Source organism: Nostoc sp. DedVER02, assembly GCF_034530675.2.
Classification (GTDB): Bacteria; Cyanobacteriota; Cyanobacteriia; order Cyanobacteriales; family Nostocaceae; genus Nostoc.
The window spans coordinates 34,197-56,501 of the sequence record NZ_JAVRCP020000042.1 but is presented as its reverse complement, the minus strand read 5'-3'; the positions used below and the strand labels follow the sequence as shown (position 1 = coordinate 56,501).

Genomic DNA, 22,305 nt, shown 5'->3' with positions numbered 1-22,305 from the left:
ATTGAAGACCACTAAATTTTCAATTTAGTGGGGGTTTTAAACCCGGTTATTCATCCGCTTTTTCGGTCAAAATTCATACTGAATTCTGACTCCTGACTCCTGTATTCTCTTTTAAGATATTTTCTGCAACTTCTATCTGAGGTAAAATCTTATTTTGGGCACGTTCAATATCTTGGGGGAAATCGATTTCAAGCCAAGGTAATCCAGTGATGTCTTCGTAGCCAAATGTTTCTGGAGTTTCTAACAATAGATCCCGAATGGCTTCTTCATAAGGTTCATTTTCTAATCCATCTGTAACATACTGTTCTGTGCGGGTTGCAAGACGTTGAGCAATAGCACTTCCAAAACGAAAGAATCCCACTGATTCGCCTGCAAAATCATAAGTCAAACCAGGGGCTAATTGTTTGCGAAACTCCACTAGATAATTATCTCTCACACAAAGCTTCACTGGTTCATCTCCCGGTTCAAAATCTCGATCTAGCAAGAAGCTGTTAGGGATATTTGTTTTTACTAGTCGTTCGATGATACGGCGATCACACAATACGTCTGCATCCATTAATAATATGTCATCGCCTAATAATATGTCATCGCCAGCAGCTAAATGCTGACGTACAGCCCAAAGGCTAATTACACTGCCTTTGGTGTAGTCAGAATTATAAACTGTACTAACCCAATTTTCGGCTCCTAATGCTTTGATTTCCTCTTGAATTTTTTGTGATTCATAACCTACAGCAATTACCAACTCGTCAATCTGACAATGACGGAGATTGTTCAAATGGCGCTCTAATAAAGATTTTCCGTTAAATTTAAGTAAGCATTTGGGTTGATTTTGCCCATCTTTACCTAAGCGTCGGCCAACGCCAGCAGCTAATATAATTGCCTTCATTGTCAAGTCACCAGCAAAGCTAAAATACCAGGAAATCTAGAAATTTTCACAGTATTTCCCAGTATTTTATGATGACTGTTTTTTGCCCAAGATAATCTTTGTTAATTAATTCTTAATCTAGTTACCCCAAGGGCGAAACACTTGGCGAAACCCAAAGTAGGCGATCGCGTCTTTCATGTTCGAGACAAAACGCTTTACCATACCCATACGGGTATCGGTGACGTATTCCAAAGTCAAGACAATACGCTGTTCGTTTTCACCCAAAGGAGTAACTCGATGGTAAAGTTTATCACCATTGAATAATACTAGAGTTCCAGGAGTTATGGAGAGCGATCGCGTTTGTGTTTCCCGTTCGGGAATATCCTTGTAGAGTTGATATTCCAGCTTACTGGATGAATTATCAACTAACCCAAGCAACACTGTATAGCGTTTCCCTTCATAGTAAGAGGTATCGTAATGATACTGGATATGATCTCCAGGCTCAGTATAATAATACAGCGCATAAGTATGGGGATCGCTATCAGGACAGGGAAGGAGTTTTTCTGCCGTTATGTTGTTGAGGAACTCAAAAAAGGCACTGAGTTGATAAAACTCTCCAAAAATCGGGGCAAGGCTATCTAAACTATAGCGGCTGATACTACCGCCCTTTTTATGATTGGGAATATAGTTGCGGTTGATAGCAGGTTGCAAAGATGGCAACAGGGTTAAAAACTGCTCAATGATGGAGTCAGGGAGAAAGTTCTCAACCACCAACAATTCATTCTGCGCTTGAAACTCAGCTTTAAGTTTCTGGTAATCAACAACTGCTATAGCTTTATCAATTTCAGTTTGAAGCTCCATTGATAGTTTGATACGTCCAATAAAAAGACTTTTTCCTGATTGTAATACCTAAAATCATCCGTATTACATTTGAAGCGAAACTTGCAAAATTATTTTAAGTCAGGAAAAGGTTTGTTGAACTAACGTTGTTTTATTAGTTTTTTGCCCCATCCCCTTAATTGGCTTCAGACTGTGGGAGTGTGAAAAATTGCCAAATTACCCATAAAGCAAAGGTTGGTGCCCCAATTGTAGCTGCTATTAGTAATGGCTCTAGTCCATTAAGTAAAGTAACTATGGGAAACAAATACAGCACGTCTTCAATGTCAAAGCCGGCGAAATTTGGTTGACGGCTGGCATCTTTACCTAAACGCTGTTCCATAAGGTTTCGCAAATGAAAGATGCAAGCAACAGACACGCCAGATGCTATCCCCATTAACAATGCCCACAAACCAAATTTTCCCTCTCTAAGACCATATCCAATACACACAAACAAAAGAATGTGGATGATAGCGTCACTAACGAGGTCATACTGATGTCCCCATTTGCTACTTTTCCCACTCAAACGAGCTAATTCCCCGTCTGTGTGATCTAAAAAGTTGGATAAAGCAAATAACCAAGCCCCAATGTTCGCCCAGACATCGCCAACCGCAATCGCTACAGCCGCCGCTAATCCGGTTACAAGTCTTACTGTGGTGAGATGATTGGGGTTTACCCAACTGTCTTTTAGAGGTTTAACTAGCCAGTAAGCAAGTTGAGCATCCCAAGGCTTGGTAGTCATAAATGAACTTAAATTTGATGTGGTATTTAAATATTCATAACACTGTAAATCACCACATCTGTCTCTTATAGATTTTTATCAGATGATTTGGAAAACTGCATAGGCATAGCCCGTCGTAGACATCGCTTTTTCCAAAAAGAAACTCCAGATGCACTAAAGCATTCTGGAGTAGTAACAGGTTTCTAACATCAATTAATTTTGACCCACGCGATCGCTAGATGTCGTTGGGGTATATACTCAAATGTATTTATGTCTATTCATCCGCAAATCGAACAGCAAATTACCTTCTTTTACACCCATAATCTCAATGCCTCTACAGAATTCTACGAACAAATGCTGGGGTTGGAGTTATGGCTTGACCAAGGAGCCTGTCGAATTTATACTGTTACTGGTTCTGGATACTTAGGATTTTGTCAAGCAAGCGAAACATCAGCTTCTCCTGACGACCAGCAATCAAGTGTCATTTTCACCCTGGTAACGCAGGAGGTGGATGAGTGGTTTGAATATCTTAAAGAACGGGGTGTTAAATTTGAAAAGCCACCTACACAAAATGAAAAGTACAACATTTATCACTGCTTTTTACGCGATCCCAGTGGTTATTTGATTGAAATTCAGCGTTTTGAGACTAACCCCAAAAAAAAGACATAACTTATTCAGTTATGTCTAAAGATTCAACTTACAGGGCAGGATTTTACAGATTAGAACTTTTTGATTTACTAAGGTATATGACACCGACTAATGCTGTATTACCATTATCCAGAGCCATATACCTTTTCTTCTAGCGATTTATCGGAGTAAAACGCGGAGTTTATGCAGCCACAGATAAATATTTATATTTCTTTACAATTAACCGCGTAGGCGTAGCCAGCCGTAGGTATCGCTTAATTGCAAATAAAAAATTATTTACATTACATTATTTATAATAGGTATTTAACCGGACTAGATATTGTATAACAGAGGCTAAAATACAATCATCGTCGCTAATGTATAATGTTCTTCAGCAAAATTACTTTTTAAAGTATCATCTTTGCCAATTTTGCTATTTATATAGTTATTATTTTAAAGTATTGATATTTAATCTATCAATTCGCTAAATATTCTCTTGGGGTGACTGCATGACAGCCAAAATTACATGGCTACGTACAACATTGCAATTTAAAGGTTCGGTAATTAAAGCAATTTACAAGCATGTTTTATGGTGCGGAGCTTTCGGATTTCTGATTTCGATACTCTACCATTTTGAAGTGGGTGTATCCCAACCCGCTTTAGGAAATGTTATTCCTAGTATTGTTTTAGGTTTATTACTTGTATTTCGCACAAATACCGCTTATGAGCGATTTTGGGAAGGGAGAAAATGTTGGGGATCTCTAGTAAATAACATCCGAAATCTGGCTCGACAAATTTGGGTATCGATTGATGAAATATCTCCAGAAGATAAAGAAAATAAAATTATAGCATTAAATTTATTAGTAGCTTTTGCTGTGACAACTAAATTACATTTGCGTGGAGAAGCAGTTAATAGCGAGTTAGAAGATTTAATGCCATCGAGTAAATATATCAAGCTGAAAATTATGAATAATCCTCCTATAGAGGTTGCCTTTTGGATCGGAGATTATTTACAAGAGCAATATCATCGCAATTGCCTGAATAGTTACCAGCTAACATCTATGCAAGAATTATTAAACAATCTTGTAGATAATTTAGGTGCTTGTGAACGAATTTTAAAAACACCTATGCCATTAGCCTATGCCATCCATCTTAAGCAATTATTGTTACTATATTGTTTACTGCTACCCTTTCAAATAGTGGCAACTCTGGGTTGGTGGACAGGTTTAATTTCGGCTTTAGTTGGTTTTACATTATTTGGAATTGAAGCAATCGGTTTGGAGATAGAAAACCCTTTTGGTTATGATCCTAACGACTTACCTCTAGATACGATTTGCGCCACAATGAAACGGAATATAGACGATTTAATTACTCTGACTCCAAATGCGCGTAGACGCGAAGCGGCTTGTCGTGAGACATCGCAGCCAGGTAATTTGACTTATGAAAAAAGTTGAGATTGTTTCTAAAACAATTAGAGCGTTTTCTGACAAATTCTAAATATTGATGAAATTCATCTGTTCAGCTTTTCAATTTGCTGCTGGAAATAATCTCGCCAATCTTTAGGTAAGGCCCCAAGTTGTACGACACGGTGTAACAGTTCTAGGTCTTCTGTTTCGCGTACATACAATCGAGTGATATCAGCAATAGTGACATTATTTGAGTCTCGACTAATTAACTTTAAAGTATCACCATTTCCTATTTTCCCCTCTTGTAGCACTGAAAAGTAGAACCCCGTTAGGCGGCTATCTAAAAACTGTTTAACTATATCAGCACGTCCAAACTTGATTAAGAGTTTATAACAAGGCATTCGAGGTTGAGTCACTATTACCTCTGCGCTACCAATCTGGAAGCGATCGCCAATATTAACCTCATTTTCTAACAGCCCAACTGTAGTAAGGTTTTCACCAAACATTCCCCAGGGCAAATCTATACCAGGTAACTTGCGCCGCCAGTAGTCGTAATGCTCAAATGGATAAGCATAAACCGCTTTATCCTTGCCTCCGTGGACGCTTAAATCAGCTTGTCTATCGCCATCTAAGTTGAGCGATCGCATCATCACCCGTCCCTCAACTGGTTCTTTAAAAATCCCAGTTGTAACTGTTTTACCCTTCCAAAATACTTCGCGCGGAAGTCCTACATTGACTGAGATAACTTGCATAATTTAACATTTATTATGGCTAGGTGTAGCGCATCGAATAGGCTCATTCCTTCCTGCCCTCCAGCTTTCGCAGTACTATATAAACGCGAAACTATCTCTTCATTGGTGGATGTGCAATGATGCCTGTACGTCAAACTTTATCAAAGCCTGATATCCAACTTTCTTACTTAGAGTGGAACCAAGGTCAAGAACCCTTACTGCTATTACACGGTTTAGGGGATCATGCTCTAGTGTGGTCTAGTTTAGGAAATTACTTAGCAACAGACTACCACATAGTCGCCCCAGATATGCGCGGACATGGCGAAAGTACTAAGCCTGAGAGAGATTATACCTTTGAAAGTGCGATCGCAGACCTCGAAGCACTTATGGATCATCTCGGATGGACATCTGCCCAGATTGTAAGTCATTCGTGGACAGGTAAATTAGCCGCTATCTGGGCAAGACAAAACCCAAAGCGTTTGCGGAGTATAATTCTCATCGATCCAATTTTCATCTGGAAAATGCCCAGCCTTCTCAGGCTAACTTTTCCCATGTTGTATCGCTTCTTACCCTTTCTCAAAAGCATGGGCCCCTTTGCCAGTTATGAAGAAGCCGAACAACAAGCACGGCAGTTAAAGCAATATCAAGGATGGAGTTCCTTACAGCAGCAAGTTTTCCAAGCAGGAATAGAACAAAAACCTGATGGTAGCTGGGGTAGCAAATTTACCATCGCCGCCCGCGACGGGATTTTTGAAGCAGTCATGCAAGTGCCTGGTTTTACAATCCCCCTTGATACCCAAGCCCTCTTTATCCAACCAAAACAAGGACTTAACCGCCAAGATTGGCAAATCCAACCCTACAAAACCTATCTCAAAAAACTACGCATCTGCCAAGTTCCTGGCAATCATTGGCCATTTTTGACACAATCGGAGGCATTTAACCAAACTGTAGCAGCTTTCTTGGCAGAACACAGATAGAAAATCTCATTATTATTAGACGGGATTATCATCCGGCAACAGAAGAATTAATAGGAGTGATGTCTAGCGAGATTGGGCATGGCGCATTGAGTATTGGTTATTCCCCCATCTCCCTCATCTCCCAATACGGTTCGGTTAAAGGGGAAAGGGGAAAGGGGAAAGGGGAAAGGTTTTAAATACATCCTTTACCCCAAATCCAGTAACCTTTTCCCAGACCACAAGGAAAGTTCATTGTGCTTATCCGAACCGTATTGCCTCATCTCCCTCATCTCCCCATTCCCCATTCCCCATTCCCCACTCATGAGCCTTTGTATCAACCCCGTTTGCCCTACACCAAATCACCCGAATAATGAACAAAACCGCTTTTGTCAAAGTTGTGGTTCCCATTTGGAATTGCTAGGGCGTTATCGGGTGACGCACCTATTGAGTGACAAAACAGGGTTTAGTAAAGTTTATGAAGCTTATGAACAAGATACGCCTAAAATCCTCAAAATCCTTAAAGAGGATTTGTCAGGTAACGCCAAAGCAGTAAAACTATTTCAGCAAGAAATAACTGTACTGGAACAACTAAAACATCCCGGCATTCCCAAAGAAGATAGTTATTTCCAATATCAAACCCGAAATGGTTTAGTCTTGCATTGCATTGCAATGGAAAAAATCACCGGGTACAACTTAGAACAGTGGCTACAGCAGCATGGCCCCATTTCCGAAGAACAAGCTGTAGCTTGGTTAAAACAATTAGTAGAAATTTTGGATTTAGTGCATGGTAAACAATACCTGCATCGAGATATTAAGCCATCTAATATCATGATTAGATCCCCCATTGGGAAGGATTGGGGGGATTTAGTACTGATTGATTTTGGCACAGCCACAGAAATTGACAGAACCGACCCAGACCAACTTAGCAACGGCGGCGGGATGACAGCACTTATGTCATCTGGCTACAGCGCTCCAGAACAAATGAATGGTCAAGCAGTACGGCAATCAGATTTTTTTGCCTTGGGACGCACCTTTGTATTTTTGCTAACGGGACACCATCCCTTAGATATGTATGATGTCCAGCAAAATGTATTGCACTGGCAAAATCACGCCATCAATATCTCACCCTTACTATTAAATTTAATTGATTGGCTAACAGCACCAGATATAAAAAATCGTCCTGCGAATGCCCAAGAAATTTTACAGCGCCTAGAACAAATTGAAGAAAGCAAAAAGTTCTGCTCAGATGAGGATTCAACCCCATCTAAACAGGAGCTACTTGTAGAAGTCGAGAATTCAGAGCCAAGCTCTCTGTCGTTGGAGCAAGAGCCAGAAAATAGTATTTCTCCCACCCCTGTTGTCGAAACCCAGCCAACAGAAACTACTTCTGAAAATATTAATTTAGCAATCGATTTGAACACGGAGCAGTTATCCGCGCCAATTCCTCAAACTTCGTTATCACCACAGAAAGATGTAGAAGAAGTACCACTTCTGAAGTTTTTTGCAGGGCTGCTAGTGATATTAGGATTACTTAGTATAATTGCTTTGGCAATGCGAAACTCACAGTTTATTGTCAGGTCAAATTATGGTCAGTCTCCTGAAAAAAGAGGGAATATTGATTATTTTTCTTATCAAGAAGGTAGGGATAGCCAGGGGAAAATAGCCGAATTTAATATTGCTGTTTTATCTTTAAAATATAAATGGCTTTTAGGTAGCAATTTCCAGATTCAATATAACGATCAAATTATTAGTCTAGACCTTTTAAAGTTGAATTTAGAACAAGAAGGCATACAGAATATAATGCAATATCCTAATGAAATTATATCTGTAGGGACAGCTTCTTGTAAAGGTAATATAGCAGTTCAACAGCGAATGGCTCTAGAACGTTCTAAACAAATTCAATTTTTAGCAAAAAAAATATTTATTAATATACCAAGTGTTAAACGTTATCGAATATTAAATTTGGGGCAATTCCAACGGAGTGATTGTCAGACAAATCAGGATTTAACTAAATATCAGAAAAGTATTATAATTATTGGTGTGAAAAACCAATCCGCAGGTGTAATTATCGATGAAGCACTACGGGATAGGTTAGAGAAAAAGCCCTTTGCTGATTTTAAGTTAGAAGATTATTCTTTGGGGACAGCAGAAAAATTTAAGACAATACCAAGTAATTTATAAAATCTTTAGTAAAGTACATCAGTGGATAGACTTAACCCATCGTAGATATCGCAACTTTAGCCATAAACTAAAACTATGCTTTGTCCCAATTCTCAAAGGAGGTGCAGAAGAATCTACTGTGCAACGAGCATTGCAAATTCTTCGCGCCGATGAGCAATTAAGCCAGTTAGAAACCGTCATGGCTTTTTTTGCTACCTTCGTATTAGACAGCGCTTTAGTTCAGCAAATCATGAGGTGGGATAAAAAATAAAAATATGCAGGTTGGGTTGAGGAACGAAACCCAACATTTCCAGGGCTTTGTTGGGTAGCACTAAAGTTCAACCAAACCTCCAAATCTTCTTAACCGAGCAGTATTGAGATAGATTAAAAGTAATTCGACAGGCAATTAAAACTGTGAATAATTTAGATGAATTACGACAATTAATTTGAAGTAATAAAACTTCTTTGAATTTGGCAAATTTGAGATAAGATATGTCAGATATTGAGATATCTTTCTTCTCTAAAGAAAGTTTTAAATTAATTCAAATTAGCCAAACTCTGGAATGGCAGACATCCTCCAAATTATTCATGCTCCCATGCCAGAATACCGCTTCAAACCTGCACGCCATAAGAAGCGATTTGCACCCAAAAACACTAATAGCCAACCGAATATTGACCAAAATCCCCGCCCTATATCCACAGGTAGCCCTACCAAAATGCTCACAGGAAAATTAATCAAATAGGGAAAAGGCGTAAACATAACTATTTGCCGTACAGTTTCTGGAAAAACCTCTAAAGGTGCTATCAATCCAGATAAAAACAGATAAAATAACAACCAAAAATTTTCTAAAGCAGTAGCCCGTTCTGTCCAAAAGGCAAACATGGCAAAAGTGTACTGAATCGTAAACCGCAAAGTAAAAGCTAGCAGCACTGCTAATGTAAATAGCAAAAATCTACTTAAACTTGGTATCCAAAAAGCTTGGGGATAAAGAAGAAAAAATAATCCCACTAATAGAAAAGTAAACGAGATCCTAGCAAATCTTTCAGAAATATGTCCCGCAACATGATGCCATACCGGGTCGAGTGGTTGTAACAACTTGGGCGAAAGCTTGCCTTCTACTACTTCTCTTTCGAATTCCCAAATTACCCAAACAACTGTTAATTGTCTAACAACAAAAACTGTGATGAAGTAACGGCTAAAATCTACAGATGATAGCCCAAATTGCCCACCTTGTGCTGCCTGTATCCAGACACCCATGAGGATAATCGGCAAAGACCCAGACAAAACCCATAAAATTAGTTCTGCTCGATACTCAACCATATAGGCGTAGTATACTAATAGCAAAGTTAGAGCTTTTCTAATAAATTTTTTCATCTATTGTGTATTCTCCTTTGGACAACTTTATTTCTGGCAGCGATCGCTACAGCTACACAACACCTGCCTGAAAAACTCGTCCAATCACTTCTTCTACAGGCGGTTCGGTGACAGTTAAATCAATTACCTCCAAATCCGTCAAAATTTTCGATACTGTGCGGGTGAGCGCCTCTCTAGGTATCATAAAATGCACCGATCGCCCTTCTAAGAGTTGCACATCTCCATAAGTCATAAGTTTTTCTATCGGTAGAGGTTGGCCTAACTCGATATGAACTTCCCGGTATGGGGCAAAACGTTCTAGTAGTCCATCCAAACTACCGTCATACATCAAGCTTCCTTGGTGAATCAACAGCACTCGTTGACACAAAGCTGTAATATCAGCCATGTAATGACTTGTTAACAGCACCGTAGCCTGATAACGCTGATTGTAGTCGCGCAAAAAATCGCGTACCGCCACCTGAGCATTTACATCTAGCCCCAGAGTCGGTTCATCTAGGAACAATACGTGGGGACGGTGCAAAAGTGCTGCTAGTAATTCTGCTTTCATCCGCTCACCTAAAGATAGCTTCCGTACTGGTTGGGTCAGTTTGCCTTCCAGGGAAAGCATCTCTGTTAATTCTCCTACCCGCCGTTGAAACTCTTTATCAGAGATGTTGTATACAGCAGCATTAATTTTCAAAGAATCCAGCGCGGGTAAGTCCCAAATTAGCTGCTGTTTTTGTCCCATCACCAAAGTAATTTTTTGCAAAAATGCTTCTTTACGATGAAACGGGATTTGTCCAGCTACTGTGACTTTACCGCTAGAGGGATGAATCAGCCCCGTGAGCATTTTTAGTGTGGTGGTTTTACCAGCGCCATTTGGCCCCAAAAACCCCACTACTTCACCAGGGGCAATTTCAAAGGAAACATCCTGCACTGCTTTAATTGAGCGGTAGGTGCGGCGAAAAAGATGAGTGATTGTTCCTTTGATACCCGGATTTTTAACCGCGACTGGATAAGATTTACTCAGATTTTCAGCAACGATGATTGACATATTTTTTATATAAAACCACGGATGTATACAGACACACGTACAATTACCCGTGTTTAACTAAACAGAATTCAGGAGTCAGAATTCAGAAGTCAGAATGGGCTAAACCTTAGCTATCTGCTAACAGAATTTAATTTTGACCGAGAATGTGGATAGGGGATCGAGTTTCTTTTAATTCTGACTTCTGGATTCTTCTACTGTGGTTCCAAATACGAAAGCAGGGATTTTTGCCAGTGAAATATGATGATTTTCTGTGGTGGGCATGACGCACAACACATAGATTTTACCGTAAACGTCCCGATCGCAATGTACTGATAATTAACCACAAACCTAATAAGCTAGCGACGGCAAAGAGGGCGGTGCTTAAAAAAGATAGCTGACTTGTCTGCGCTTTGGTGGAAATAATTGCTGCACCCATAATCAGCGAACCTACTAGTATGCTAAAAGATAGTCGGTTAGCTGCATCGTCCATCGTGCGCCGCACCCCATCTAAACCCCGCAGCGATAGATTCCACTGTAAAGTTTCTGAGGTAACTCGGTCTAATAGCAGTTCTATTTGGCGAGGAGACTGGAGAGAGAGACTTTTTATATCTAAGGCTGTTCGTAATAGCGATCGCACTGGATTATCGCCCAGTAATTGCCGACGAAACAAGTCTGTAATTAATGGTTTCACTTCATCGAAAAAATTAAGCTCTGGGTTGAATGTCCGCGCTACACCCTCTAAATTCGCTAGGGTTTTGGCATACAGACCCATATTGCTAGGTAATCTAATTTTATTGTTCCGGGCAACTTGTAAAACTTCATAAATTATCTGACTGAAGTTGATTTGCGTCAGGCTGACATTGTGATACTTTCGCAACATGCGATCGTAATCATTTTCTAACCGTGATAAAATTACTGGTTGAGCCGAATCTGATAGCTGTAAAGTTAACTGAGCGCACCTTTGAGCATCTAAATCAACGATCGCTAACAACATCTCTGTTAATATCTGCTGTGTGCGGGGATCAAGTCTTCCGACCATGCCACAATCTAAAAGAGCAACCCGCCCATCTTTGAGATAAAACAAGTTTCCTGGATGGGGATCAGCATGAAAAAACCCATCAATATATAGTTGCTGAAAAAATACCCGAAATAATAGAGTAGTTATTTCTTTACGCTCTACGTCAGGGTCTTTACCATTATTGTTATTGTTCAAATCTGCCAATAAGAACGGCACGCCATCCAGCCATTCCATCACCAGTAATTTTTCTGTGGTCAATTCCCAGTTAATCTCCGCAACCACTATTTGCGTGGGATCATACCAGCGACTTTTAGATAAGTTGCGCCGCAGTTGGTCTGTAAAACCTGCTTCCCGTGTAAAATCCAACTCGGCTTCTAAAGCTTTAGTAAATTCTTCGGCGATGGATTTGATTTCATAAGTTTGCCCAAATTCAGTCCGCGCTACTAAATCGGCAATACCTTGAATTAAAGCAATATCTTGACCAATAGTTAAATCGATTCCCGGACGTTGGACTTTCAAAGCGACTTCTCGACCATCTGCTAATGTAGCGCGATGTGTTTGGGCAATTGATCCCGCCGCGACTGGGATCGGGTTAACTGTCTTAAAGGTTTCAGCTAGTGGACGTTTTAATTCTTTGCGAAGGATTATTTCTATCTCTGACCAAGGTACTGGCGGTACTTCGTCTTGTAAAGTTGATAGTTCCTCAATGTAGGCAGCGTTCAGTAAATCTGGACGCGTAGACATTAGCTGGCCAAGTTTAACGTAAACTGGCCCCAAGTCTACCAAGATATTTTTTAAAACCGCAGGTGTCGGTAACTGGGGTTCATCAGCTTTACCACCAGTAAGTAACCTTCGCATATAGTCCCAGCCATTGCGAAGGAATACTTCAAGAATTTCTCGTTGACGGGGAACAGTTTGGGTGAGGAACATTTTTTTGGGAATTGGGAATGGGGAATGGGGAATGGGGAATTGGGAATGGGGAATGGGGAATGGGGAATGGGGAATTGGGGAAGAAATAACCAATGCCCAATGCCCAATGCCCAATTCCCAATATTCAATGCTTCCCTTTTCGACAGTCAAGTTATAATAGAAAAATAGACTTTTTCGCCTCTGCCAAGGGTTCTAACTTTTATAGCAGGTCAGTAAATCGGGAATCGCTTTGAAGAATTTTGAGGATCTGCTTAATTTCCTGGGTACGTTCTTTATTGACAACGAGGGTGACATTGCGATCGCGCACAATTACCACGTCCTCTAAACCAATTGTAACAACTACATCCTCTGGATTTGAGGCATAAATAATCGCCCCCTGCGTATCTAGCCCTACGTGGGTAGCGAGTTCCACATTGGGATTCTCTTCTGTTTTGAGTAAGCGCTCGATCGCATTCCAATCTCCTAAATCATCCCAACCAAAATCAACTGGCAAAACGTATGCTAAAGTTGTCTTTTCCATTAGGGCATAGTCTATACTCTTCTTAGGCAACTGGGGATAAATATCAGCACCCTGTTGTTCTAAAGGTTCGATAATTTCTGGAGCATGGGTGTGTAGTTCTTTGAGAACAACTCCTGCCCGAAAAACGAACATTCCACTATTCCAGCTAAAACGTCCCGTAGATAAAAAAGTCTCTGCCGTTTCGCGGTTGGGCTTTTCAGTAAAGCGATTGACGTGATAAGCTGGCAACTCATTAAAGCTACCTATCTTTTCACCTTGTTCAATGTAGCCGTAACCGGTTGATGGAAAAGTAGGTTTGATCCCCAGTGTAACGATCGCTGCTGTGCTTGCTGCCAGTTGCGTAGCCGCGCTTAATGTGTGTGCAAACGCTTCTTCGTCAGCAATCCAGTGGTCAGCAGGGAAAAAGCCAATAACAGCGTCTTCTCCATAGCGCTGTTTGATTTCTAAACTTGTCCAAGCAACGGCTGCGGCTGTGTCTCTGCCTTCCGATTCAATTAGTAAGTTTTCAACTGGTAGATCGGGTAATTGTTGTCTTACCCCTTCAGCTATCTGACTAGAAGTGATCACCCACAAGGAATCCCAACTGCCACCGAGTTTTATCAATCGATCGGCGGTTGCTTGTAATAAACTTCTAGAGCTACCATCAAGACTTAAAAATTGTTTGGGTCGGTCTTTGCGACTCAGGGGCCAAAAACGTTCACCTTTACCACCAGCAAGGATTACGGGGAACAATAAAGTATTCATGTTGTCATACACGCCTACCGAAGAACATTATAAGTTTACAGTGAGCCTTTCCACTGGCAATATCTGTAGCTTGGATTAACATACTTTTAGGGAGTGGTTGAGTGGGGAGATAATTGTGATAAAACAAGTCGAATGGTCGGAAAATCCGGTTACATCTCAGCAAGTTGTAGAATTTGAAACTGAGGTGCGATCGCAACAAATTCAACGCACGGAAAATCAGGTAACGCCAGCACCAGTAGCTGACTCAGAGGAAGAGGATGTCGAACTAAACCCGCCAGCCAATCCGAATCGTAGCGTCGTCGAATCAGTGGGCGCAATACCCAATCAGCTTTACGAGAGACTGGGCTTAACCATGCCTCGATGGTTATTGTGGATAATGACGATTGTCATCGGCATTATCCTATCTGGGCTGCTAGTCTCAAGTTTAGCGTTGTGGACTCCTTTGTGGAGTAACCTCGATCGAACAGATGAAGATTTAGGAACTAATCCTAAAGACGAGATAAAAATCCCGTTACCAGGGGAATTGTGGGGCAAACTCTCTCAGTATGAGCTTTCACGCCCCATGAATATCTTAATTATGGGGATTGAACCAGTTAACGGGAGTGTTGATGGTTCACCAGAAAGCTTTGCCGGCAAAAGCGACTCCATGCTGATGGTACGGCTTAACCCTAGTGAAAAATCTGTACGGGTGCTTTCCATTCCCAAAGATACGATGATTGCCATCCCAGAAAAGGGAGAAAAAGGATTAACTAAGGTATCTGATGCTAACGCCAAAGGCGGCCCAGTCTTGGCAGCACGGGTAGTCAGCCGTACCTTAAACAACGCCCCCATTGATCGCTACATCCGTATTTCTACTAGCGGCTTACGGCAGTTAGTCGATCAGTTAGGCGGAGTAGAGGTCTTTGTTCCCCAATCAATGACGTATAAAGACTCTAGCAGTCGGCTGTCGATTAATTTAGTCAGTGGCTGGCAAACCCTCAACGGCGAACAAGCAGAACAGTTTATCCGGTTCCGCGAACCAGGTTTGGGAGATTTGGCGAGAGTGCAGCGTCAGCAAGCACTAACAGCAGCATTGCTGCAACGCTTAAATAGTCCTACCATCTTACCCCGGTTGCCTCAATTAACTCGCTTGATGCGAAAATACTTTGATACCAACCTGAAGATGGAAGAAATGATGGCGTTGGTCAATTTCGGACTCAACCTAGATCGAGATAATTTCCAAATGACGGTGTTGCCTGGGACATTTAGCCGCTTTAGCAAAGACCCTGATAGCTATTGGCTAGATATGACTGGACAACAGAGCCTGTTGAATGATTATGTTGGGGTAAATGTACCTGGTCTGAAACCAGATATGCGTCAGGTTCCTAACCTCAAAATTGCTATTCAAAATGCTTCTAATCAACCTCAGCTAACTGAAAAAGTTATTGCTTATCTTAAACAGAAAGGCTTTACTAAAATTTACAAAGTACCTGATTGGCCAGATACTCAACGTCAAACTCAAATTATTGTCCAAAAAGGCAATCGGCGAGTTGGAGTTGATTTGCAAAAAGTCTTAGGCTTGGGTCAAATTGAGGTGGCGGCTATTGGTGATTTAGAATCTGACCTGACAATTCGGATTGGTAAAGATTGGAAATAATCATTGGTCATTAGTCATTAGTCATTAGTCATTGGTAAATGACAAGGGACTAATGACAAAGGACTAATGATAAATAATAAAGTTATGAAAAAGATTTTACTGCGATTTTTGGGTTTGATTGTGATTTTGATACTGGCATTTTGCTGGATAATACTTAATCCCAAACCGGCTTTTGCTCAACTCAACACAATTAACTACAACAATATAAATCTAGAAAATCGTGATTTCTCTAATACTGATTTAGCAGGTGTGACTTTTGTCGCAGCAGAAATGCGGGGAACGAATTTTCAAGGAGCGAATTTAACCAACGCAATTCTCACTAAAGGAGTTTTGTTAAAAGCAAATTTGGAAGGCGCGAATCTGACAGGCGCTTTAGTCGATCGCGTCACTATGGATGGTGCTAACCTAAAAAATGCCATCTTTACAGAAGCAACTTTGACCCGTAGCCGTTTTTTCGATGCCGAAATTACAGGCGCTGATTTTACCGATGCTTTGATTGATCGTTATCAAGTATCGCTAATGTGTGAAAGAGCCGATGGGGTAAATCCGGTTACGGGTATGTCAACGCGAGATAGTTTGGGTTGTAAGTAAAAAGTTAAAAGTAACCTGAAAGACACAGTAGTGATATTTCTTAGGAAAGACGTAACCATACTGCTACCTACCTAACATTGTAAAGGTTGAAAGCCTACAGTCCACGTGGAACTATTTGGTAGCGAGAGAAGCAAGCTATAGCCAAACGTGGAATAGCTATATAGGAGTTTTAGATGGTTATGAACAGTTCCTTGACTCGACCTCTAGCGATCGTCACAGGTGCTTCCAACGGCATTGGTTATGAACTTGCCAAACAGTTTGCCCAAAACGGCTTTGATCTTCTAGTCACAGCCACCGGATCAAGCATCAATGAAGCGGCTATTGCCTTCGAGGATCTGGGGGCCAAAGTTGAGACAGTGCAGACCGATCTGGCTACTTATGAAGGTGTTGAGACCCTCTATAACCAGATTAAGGCAACTGGGCGACCAGTGGATGCGATCGCCATCAACGCAGGTGTTGGTGTCGGCGGTGAGTTTGCCCGCGAAACTGACTTGAAAGACGAACTTAATCTCATCAACCTGAACGTCGTATCGTCCGTACATCTTGCCAAACGGGTAGTGAAGGATATGGTTGAACGTGGCAAAGGTCGAATCCTTTTCACATCGTCGATTGCTGCCCTGATGCCTGGCCCGTTTGAGACAGTCTATGCGGCTTCTAAGGCATTTGTGCATTCTTTTTCAGAAGGGTTAAGCAACGAGGTGAAGGACATGGGTGTTACTGTCACCGCCCTTATGCCAGGGCCAACCGATACTAACTTCTTCCACCGTGCGGGTATGGATGATACGAAGGTGGGCACAGATCAAAAGGACGATCCGGCTGAGGTCGCCAAGCAGGGTTTTGATGCTTTAATGGCAGGCAAGGATGATATCATCGCCGGTTCGCTCAAAACGAAGCTTCTGGGCACTGTCAGTAAGGTTTTACCTGATACTGTAAATGCTGAACAACACCGCAAGCTCAGTGAGCCAGAGTCAGGCAATAACTAATTTGCACCTAGAGTTAAAGAAAACAGGACTTACGCGAAAAATAGCCCAAACTTTGATTTTCTGCTAGGGGCAATTCATGTAGACACAAAGCGGCTACTCTGCGAGTTCTCCAACGCAGTACCCACAGGGTATTTATAGCAACAGTCAAGGTGGTTAGGACATCAACAGATTATGAAACTTAGACACAAAAAGACTTTTCACCCAGTCCCCAGTCCCTTGCTATATCGTAAATTCTGCTGTAAATCCCCGTCTTAAATTGTTTTGAATTTTGAATTTTGAATTGTTAATACCCCTACCACTTGTAGTTTTGCGTAAATCCTACAAAATATCCTCAATTGCTACTCTTTTCAAGTCAAGCGGGGCGTGATTAGCTTCGCTGATGCCCTTAGCAAAGCTAATTGTACAGTCGGCAATCTCACATATTTAGGAGATTCATGCAAATTCATCATCTCAATTGTGGCTGCATGTGCCCGCTTGGTGGTTCCCTCTTCGATGGCTTTAGTCGCGGCCCGAAGGCTCACCTTGTCTGCCACTGTTTGCTGATCGAGACAGAGCAAGGACTTGTTCTCATTGATACTGGCTTCGGACTGCGCGATATCAAGTCGCCTTACTCCCGCCTCAGCCCGTTCTTCATTCATTTCAATGGTGTTCAGTTTGATAAAAAATACACGGCACTAGATCAAATTGAGCGGCTTGGATTTTTGGCGCGAGACGTGCGTCATATTGTTTTGACTCACCTCGATTTCGATCATGCGGGTGGTCTGGAAGATTTCCCGGAAGCAACAGTGCATGTAATGCAGACTGAGATTGAAACCGCGCAAGATCGGCGCGGCTTTATCGCCAGAGGGCGCTATCGTCCAGAACAGTGGGATGAGGTTCAACACTGGAAATACTATTCGGCGGGAGGTGAACCTTGGTTCGGCTTTGAGGCAGTACGTAATCTTGATGGACTGCCACCAGAGATTCTCCTCATCCCGCTTGCTGGTCACACGCGGGGTCATGCTGGGATCGCCATTGATACACCAGAGGGTTGGCTTCTACATGCAGGTGATGCCTACTTTTATCGGCACGAGATGGACTCTAAAGCAAGCTGCACGCCAGGTTTGCGTGCCTACCAATGGATGATGGAGGTGGATCGCAAGGCTCGGTTACTCAATCAAGATCGGCTACGTGCTTTATCAAGCGATCGCAATCAAGGCGTGCGCCTCTTCTGTAGTCACGATGCAATCGAGTTCAAAGCCTTCGCTGAACAATCTAGCACTTCTCAAAACTAGAAATTTCATCTTTGAAGAGTTTCACAGAATGGACAATAATACTTCCTACTGCTATTCAAACAGAAAAGTTGTGTAAAGGAAGCAGTTAATCCTCAGACATCCTTTACTGTATTTGAGTGTATACCCTGATGACGTAGGATGCTCTGACGGTGAAAATTTGGTATAGGTAAATGCGTATCTTTCCTGACTCCAGATTTGTTACAAACAAATCTGGAGTTTTTTAATTAGAGAGTAGCGATCGCTCTTGAACAAAATAATTATGAACACCTACGCTATAACTGTGCAGGAAAATTAATATAAATTAGTTAGGACTTACGCAAAACTATACGGCGTAGGGGCAATTCATGAATTACCTCTACCGGAGAATAAGGGTTTTGGTTATTTTTTGCGTAAGTCCTATTAGTAAAGCGATCGCACTCTCTATTTTGGCTAAAGAAAAGTGCGACACACTTAACCTCAATGCTTATTTAGTTGTATATGTCACAAAAATATCCTTTTTCATTTCAACTTCGGCTGGAGAATCAGGATTATAAGTTGGTGATAACAAAAAACTCGCAAATGAGGGTAAAGGAACTCCAGTTTTAGAACTACATGAGGGATAGAATAATGTGTAAAATGGTTCGGCTACAGAAGGGGTATCAAGTTTAACGCTCATAGCAGTTGCTAAAGCCTGAGCGCGACTTTGAGCGTCTTTCATCGCTGATTGATAAACCGAACTCTGCAAAGCCTGACAATCATTTACTGCGTACTCAACACCGACACTCTTAACAGAAAGATTTTCAAGTTGGCTTGTTGCTTTGTTCGCTGTAGCAACAATTTCCTGAACGCGATCGCGCGTCGGCTTTTCCAGTCTTATCAGTATCTTGGCGTTATTTTCACTGGAATTAGGGCTAATTTGCACTTGAATTTTATCATTACTAATCCCTTTGGCAACTAGGCTATTAACTACAGGCTGGAGAGTTGCTTTAGTTAGAGGTTTTTTGCTTGGTGAAGATTCTGCTGCTGTTTTGTAATTTAAGAGTAGAGTCGGTGAGGCAGCCGGGTCTTGTTGTTCCAGACTGACGTTCGCCCTTGGCGTGCCGGAGGCATACCCGGAGGGTGAGGATATGCCGCGGGTTTGCGGTAGAGATGACGGTTGGGTTTCTAACTCATCATTGCTACTTTCGCTACTGAATACCAATTCAATATCGGCTGTATCTGCTGGCACTCTCACTACCCCTTGACCGATTACCATTAATGAATGGCGATCGCTTGCTGGTGGATAAAATAATTGAGCATTAGTAGCTTTGGGTGTTAATGCTCCTACTCCGACAGTCACCGTAATACTTAGTAACATTAAAGCAGTTATTTTTCTCATATCCTGGGAATGTCCTTTGAACCTAATTGTCAAAGTTTACACCTCAAGAGCAGGATACTTGAAGGAGGGTCTGGGGATTGGGGATTAGGGACTGGGGAAACTTGTATGAGAATTCAGATCCCAACCAAGTTTTGTCCCTTGCGCGTCTCTAAGAGTTGAAAACTATTCCTAGTCCCAAATATTCCTATAGGAATCCCGTTTGATTTTTGAAAATATACGTAGGATGTGAGCGCGGAGAGTACGCCATTAAAGCCTTGACAAGATCCGTTCTAACACACTCTACAATACCTAATTCCGTTCAAAATTCAGTATTAATCCTATACTTAGTACAGAATTAATACTGAATTTTGGCTTAACTATTCAAAAATATTCGGCTAATCCCGCAGCATTTAGTTGCGGGATTAGCTCAAAAATTCAATTCATTGCGAAGTATTAACCAAACCAGTGAGAAGCTTCACAAGTTGGCTGAACTGTTTCACAAGCACGATGGTTAATCCAATCTGACTTTTCTTGAACGATTAAACAAATGCCTTGGTGAATCAAATTCTGTAGGTGGAGTTGCTGTTCTAAGGGTTTACGAGGCAATTTGTAATAGGCCAAAGTTCCTTGTTCAGCCTGCGTTAGGGAAATATGTTCGTCAGCCATAGCGCCGTCAAAAGAGGGAATGCGATTGAGAACAAAAGTAATTAGTTCTTGGCGTAAGTCAGGAATTGCAAAGGCTCTTTGATATGGGTGGTATGGATACGTATCCAAAACGCTTTCAATTTCTCCTATTACTGATTGCTGTGTTAAATTGACTACCGTTTTCATAATTTTTAAACCTCTTTTTTAATCCAGTCAAGGATGGGTGGAAAAAACAACTTTTTTAGATGGCAACGTCGTCATGACAATCAGTTAAAAGTAATTCAACTGATAGATGCAAACCCCCTGCAACCAGCCTTTTCTCTTGGGAGAATATCAGACATTTGCTGTTGCTTATTTTAGTTAAAGTTTATACTGATTCCCAGTATGACTTATTAAAACAGCATCCAATCTGCTGATAGGTTAGCGACATTTTATATTTATAATCCTAATTATTTCAAATTTCTGCCATTTTGGAAGAAATCTACATAAAATGCAGCATTAAGAGTAGGGGATCAAGAATAACGCCAATAAAACGACTTGAATTAGGAACAAGTTTTTAATGAAGTTAAGCTTTGTTGGTCATTTATATCACATTTTATTTTTATTGTGAAATTTGTTATTTCATCTAAAAAACTTATTTGTTGCACACTGATTTAAGAAGTCAGAGAAATAACGACTCACTAGAGTGCAAAATCAGTCTAGCGACTGATGAAATGATCGGGCAAAAACGTTTAAAAAGTTCACATTATCTAATGGGAGATGACGCAACTGATGATTAATTTCATCCGCCGCAGCTAATCCAGAAAGCATCGCACCTTCCGCAAGATTGCCGCCACACCAATCACCACAGCAAACTAAAGGTAAGGGGGTTCTGGCAGACAAAAAAGCTTCGTGCCAAGGACGACTAGGAAAGGCATAACGCCAACGATGTACTTGCATCCATTCGGGAGTATTCAGCCAAGGAAAGGACAGAACTTCAGCTGCTCGTTGCAACATCAGCTTTCCGGCAGGTTCTAAATCTTGGGATTCTAAATGGCGTTGGGCGAAATCAGCGCTACTTTGTACTACAAAATGTGGTTGTTGAGGGTTAGGACGCTTGCTACTGTCCAAACCAATCCATGCTAAATCAGCATCATCGACAAAAGTTAAGGCTTTCCACTGAGGGAGGGGGTGGGATGTGGGAGGATATCCCGCGATCGCACTAATGCAAGGATAAAATTCTACAGAACGCAAGTTATCAAGAAAGACTGTATCTAATACATCTTCCCCCAAAGTTTCCAACAACATCACAGCTTGAGGTGCAGGAATGGCAATGACTACAGCTTTGGCAGTTAATTCTTTGTTACTAGATTCGAGAGTCAAACGCCAACTATTTTCGGGAGTTGGGGTAATAGCAATGACGCGCTGATTCAGTAATATCTCTAAACCTGGGGCGAGAGATTTAGCGATCGCACTCATTCCCCCAGGTGCAACATATCGCGGACTGCGGTTTTTCGGTTCAGATAAAGGAGCATCTGCTGTGAGTTCATAAACCTCCTCTGTCCAAACTTCAAGGATATGGCGCGATCGCAATATCTCCACAAAACGCTTAAATAATTCACCCTTTGGCTTCAGGTAACAAGCCCCATGATCCGCCCAAGTTCCATGCAAGCGGCGCGTAGCTAGTCTTCCTCCCAAACCACGGGACTTGTCTACCACTAGCACAGAATATCCAGCTTGGCTTAATTGCTGGGCGCAGACTAAACCGGCCATTCCGGCACCAATCACTGCAATATCAGTCATGAGTCCATAGTCCTTAGTCATTGGTTGTTAGTTATTAGTTATTATCAAAGGACAAAATTACTACTAATGAGTGCTGAAAGCTAATAGTAGAATAAGGTACAGAAAGCTGCATGGAAG

20 protein-coding genes and 1 pseudogene are annotated in these 22,305 nt (G+C 41.5%); 9 read left to right on the top strand and 12 right to left on the bottom strand.

The window, feature by feature from the left end:
• Positions 1-73 precede the first annotated feature (73 nt).
• From RMZ41_RS27410 to RMZ41_RS27400, 3 genes are all read right to left on the bottom strand, one after another.
• Positions 74-886 (bottom strand): phosphocholine cytidylyltransferase family protein, encoded by an 813-nt coding sequence (locus RMZ41_RS27410; protein WP_322734438.1) that lies wholly within the window; start codon positions 884-886, stop codon positions 74-76.
• 117 nt (positions 887-1,003) lie between these two features.
• A complete protein-coding gene (locus RMZ41_RS27405) occupies positions 1,004-1,726 on the bottom strand; it encodes a 2OG-Fe(II) oxygenase (RefSeq protein WP_322644815.1) in 723 nt (240 codons plus the stop codon).
• Between the two features lie 154 nt (positions 1,727-1,880).
• Positions 1,881-2,483, bottom strand: coding sequence for a CDP-alcohol phosphatidyltransferase family protein (locus tag RMZ41_RS27400; RefSeq protein WP_322644814.1), 603 nt, complete (start codon positions 2,481-2,483; stop codon positions 1,881-1,883).
• 249 nt (positions 2,484-2,732) lie between these two features.
• Between RMZ41_RS27400 and RMZ41_RS27395 the strand changes: the two genes are divergently transcribed.
• Complete coding sequence (locus RMZ41_RS27395) at positions 2,733-3,131, top strand: VOC family protein (RefSeq protein ID WP_322644813.1); 399 nt, start codon at positions 2,733-2,735, stop codon at positions 3,129-3,131.
• Between the two features lie 467 nt (positions 3,132-3,598).
• Positions 3,599-4,543 (top strand): bestrophin family protein, encoded by a 945-nt coding sequence (locus RMZ41_RS27390; protein ID WP_322644812.1) that lies wholly within the window; start codon positions 3,599-3,601, stop codon positions 4,541-4,543.
• Positions 4,544-4,599: 56 nt separating this feature from the next.
• Here the strand turns inward: RMZ41_RS27390 and RMZ41_RS27385 are convergent, their stop codons facing one another.
• A complete protein-coding gene (locus RMZ41_RS27385) occupies positions 4,600-5,247 on the bottom strand; it encodes an MOSC domain-containing protein (protein ID WP_322644811.1) in 648 nt (215 codons plus the stop codon).
• A 119-nt stretch (positions 5,248-5,366) separates the two neighbouring features.
• On the opposite strand from RMZ41_RS27385, the gene RMZ41_RS27380 reads away from it, so the two are divergent.
• The 3 genes and pseudogenes from RMZ41_RS27380 to RMZ41_RS27370 form a co-directional block, all read left to right on the top strand.
• A complete protein-coding gene (locus RMZ41_RS27380) occupies positions 5,367-6,203 on the top strand; it encodes an alpha/beta hydrolase (RefSeq protein ID WP_322644843.1) in 837 nt (278 codons plus the stop codon).
• A 300-nt stretch (positions 6,204-6,503) separates the two neighbouring features.
• Positions 6,504-8,363, top strand: a complete 1,860-nt coding sequence (locus RMZ41_RS27375; RefSeq protein WP_322644810.1) for a serine/threonine-protein kinase — start codon at positions 6,504-6,506, stop codon at positions 8,361-8,363.
• Positions 8,364-8,436: 73 nt separating this feature from the next.
• Positions 8,437-8,604, top strand: a pseudogene (locus tag RMZ41_RS27370) (transposase); the annotation flags it as partial.
• A gap of 324 nt (positions 8,605-8,928) precedes the next feature.
• Here RMZ41_RS27370 and RMZ41_RS27365 read toward each other — a convergent pair.
• The 4 genes from RMZ41_RS27365 to RMZ41_RS27350 form a co-directional block, all read right to left on the bottom strand.
• Positions 8,929-9,717: an ABC transporter permease gene (locus RMZ41_RS27365; protein WP_322644809.1), complete on the bottom strand. Its 789-nt coding sequence runs from the start codon at positions 9,715-9,717 to the stop codon at positions 8,929-8,931.
• Positions 9,718-9,769: 52 nt separating this feature from the next.
• Positions 9,770-10,750: an ATP-binding cassette domain-containing protein gene (locus RMZ41_RS27360; RefSeq protein ID WP_322644808.1), complete on the bottom strand. Its 981-nt coding sequence runs from the start codon at positions 10,748-10,750 to the stop codon at positions 9,770-9,772.
• A gap of 280 nt (positions 10,751-11,030) precedes the next feature.
• Positions 11,031-12,677 carry an AarF/ABC1/UbiB kinase family protein gene (locus RMZ41_RS27355; RefSeq protein ID WP_322644842.1) on the bottom strand — a complete coding sequence of 549 codons (1,647 nt, stop codon included), beginning with the start codon at positions 12,675-12,677 and terminating at the stop codon, positions 11,031-11,033.
• Between the two features lie 199 nt (positions 12,678-12,876).
• Positions 12,877-13,941, bottom strand: coding sequence for a mannose-1-phosphate guanylyltransferase (locus tag RMZ41_RS27350; protein WP_322644807.1), 1,065 nt, complete (start codon positions 13,939-13,941; stop codon positions 12,877-12,879).
• A gap of 115 nt (positions 13,942-14,056) precedes the next feature.
• On the opposite strand from RMZ41_RS27350, the gene RMZ41_RS27345 reads away from it, so the two are divergent.
• The 3 genes from RMZ41_RS27345 to RMZ41_RS27335 all read left to right on the top strand — a co-directional run bounded on the left by RMZ41_RS27345 (position 14,057) and on the right by RMZ41_RS27335 (position 17,151).
• A complete protein-coding gene (locus RMZ41_RS27345) occupies positions 14,057-15,577 on the top strand; it encodes an LCP family protein (protein ID WP_322644806.1) in 1,521 nt (506 codons plus the stop codon).
• Between the two features lie 84 nt (positions 15,578-15,661).
• Positions 15,662-16,168 (top strand): pentapeptide repeat-containing protein, encoded by a 507-nt coding sequence (locus RMZ41_RS27340; RefSeq protein WP_322644805.1) that lies wholly within the window; start codon positions 15,662-15,664, stop codon positions 16,166-16,168.
• Positions 16,169-16,359: 191 nt separating this feature from the next.
• Positions 16,360-17,151: an SDR family NAD(P)-dependent oxidoreductase gene (locus RMZ41_RS27335; RefSeq protein ID WP_409876062.1), complete on the top strand. Its 792-nt coding sequence runs from the start codon at positions 16,360-16,362 to the stop codon at positions 17,149-17,151.
• A gap of 347 nt (positions 17,152-17,498) precedes the next feature.
• Here RMZ41_RS27335 and RMZ41_RS27330 read toward each other — a convergent pair whose 3' ends face one another.
• Positions 17,499-17,672, bottom strand: coding sequence for a hypothetical protein (locus RMZ41_RS27330; protein WP_409876068.1), 174 nt, complete (start codon positions 17,670-17,672; stop codon positions 17,499-17,501).
• Here RMZ41_RS27330 and RMZ41_RS27325 point away from each other — a divergent pair.
• On the top strand, positions 17,616-18,425 hold the full coding sequence (locus RMZ41_RS27325; protein ID WP_322644841.1) for an MBL fold metallo-hydrolase: 810 nt from the start codon (positions 17,616-17,618) through the stop codon (positions 18,423-18,425). The two genes, RMZ41_RS27330 and RMZ41_RS27325, sit on opposite strands and share 57 nt — an antisense overlap.
• Positions 18,426-18,888: 463 nt before the next feature.
• On the opposite strand, the gene RMZ41_RS27320 is transcribed toward RMZ41_RS27325, so the two are convergent.
• The 3 genes from RMZ41_RS27320 to RMZ41_RS27310 form a co-directional block, all read right to left on the bottom strand.
• Complete coding sequence (locus tag RMZ41_RS27320) at positions 18,889-19,782, bottom strand: SIMPL domain-containing protein (protein WP_322644803.1); 894 nt, start codon at positions 19,780-19,782, stop codon at positions 18,889-18,891.
• A 432-nt stretch (positions 19,783-20,214) separates the two neighbouring features.
• Positions 20,215-20,592 carry a hypothetical protein gene (locus RMZ41_RS27315; RefSeq protein WP_322644802.1) on the bottom strand — a complete coding sequence of 126 codons (378 nt, stop codon included), beginning with the start codon at positions 20,590-20,592 and terminating at the stop codon, positions 20,215-20,217.
• A gap of 507 nt (positions 20,593-21,099) precedes the next feature.
• Entirely contained in the window at positions 21,100-22,188 is a 1,089-nt protein-coding gene (locus tag RMZ41_RS27310; RefSeq protein WP_322644840.1) for an NAD(P)/FAD-dependent oxidoreductase, read from the bottom strand.
• Between the last annotated feature and the right edge of the window lie 117 nt (positions 22,189-22,305).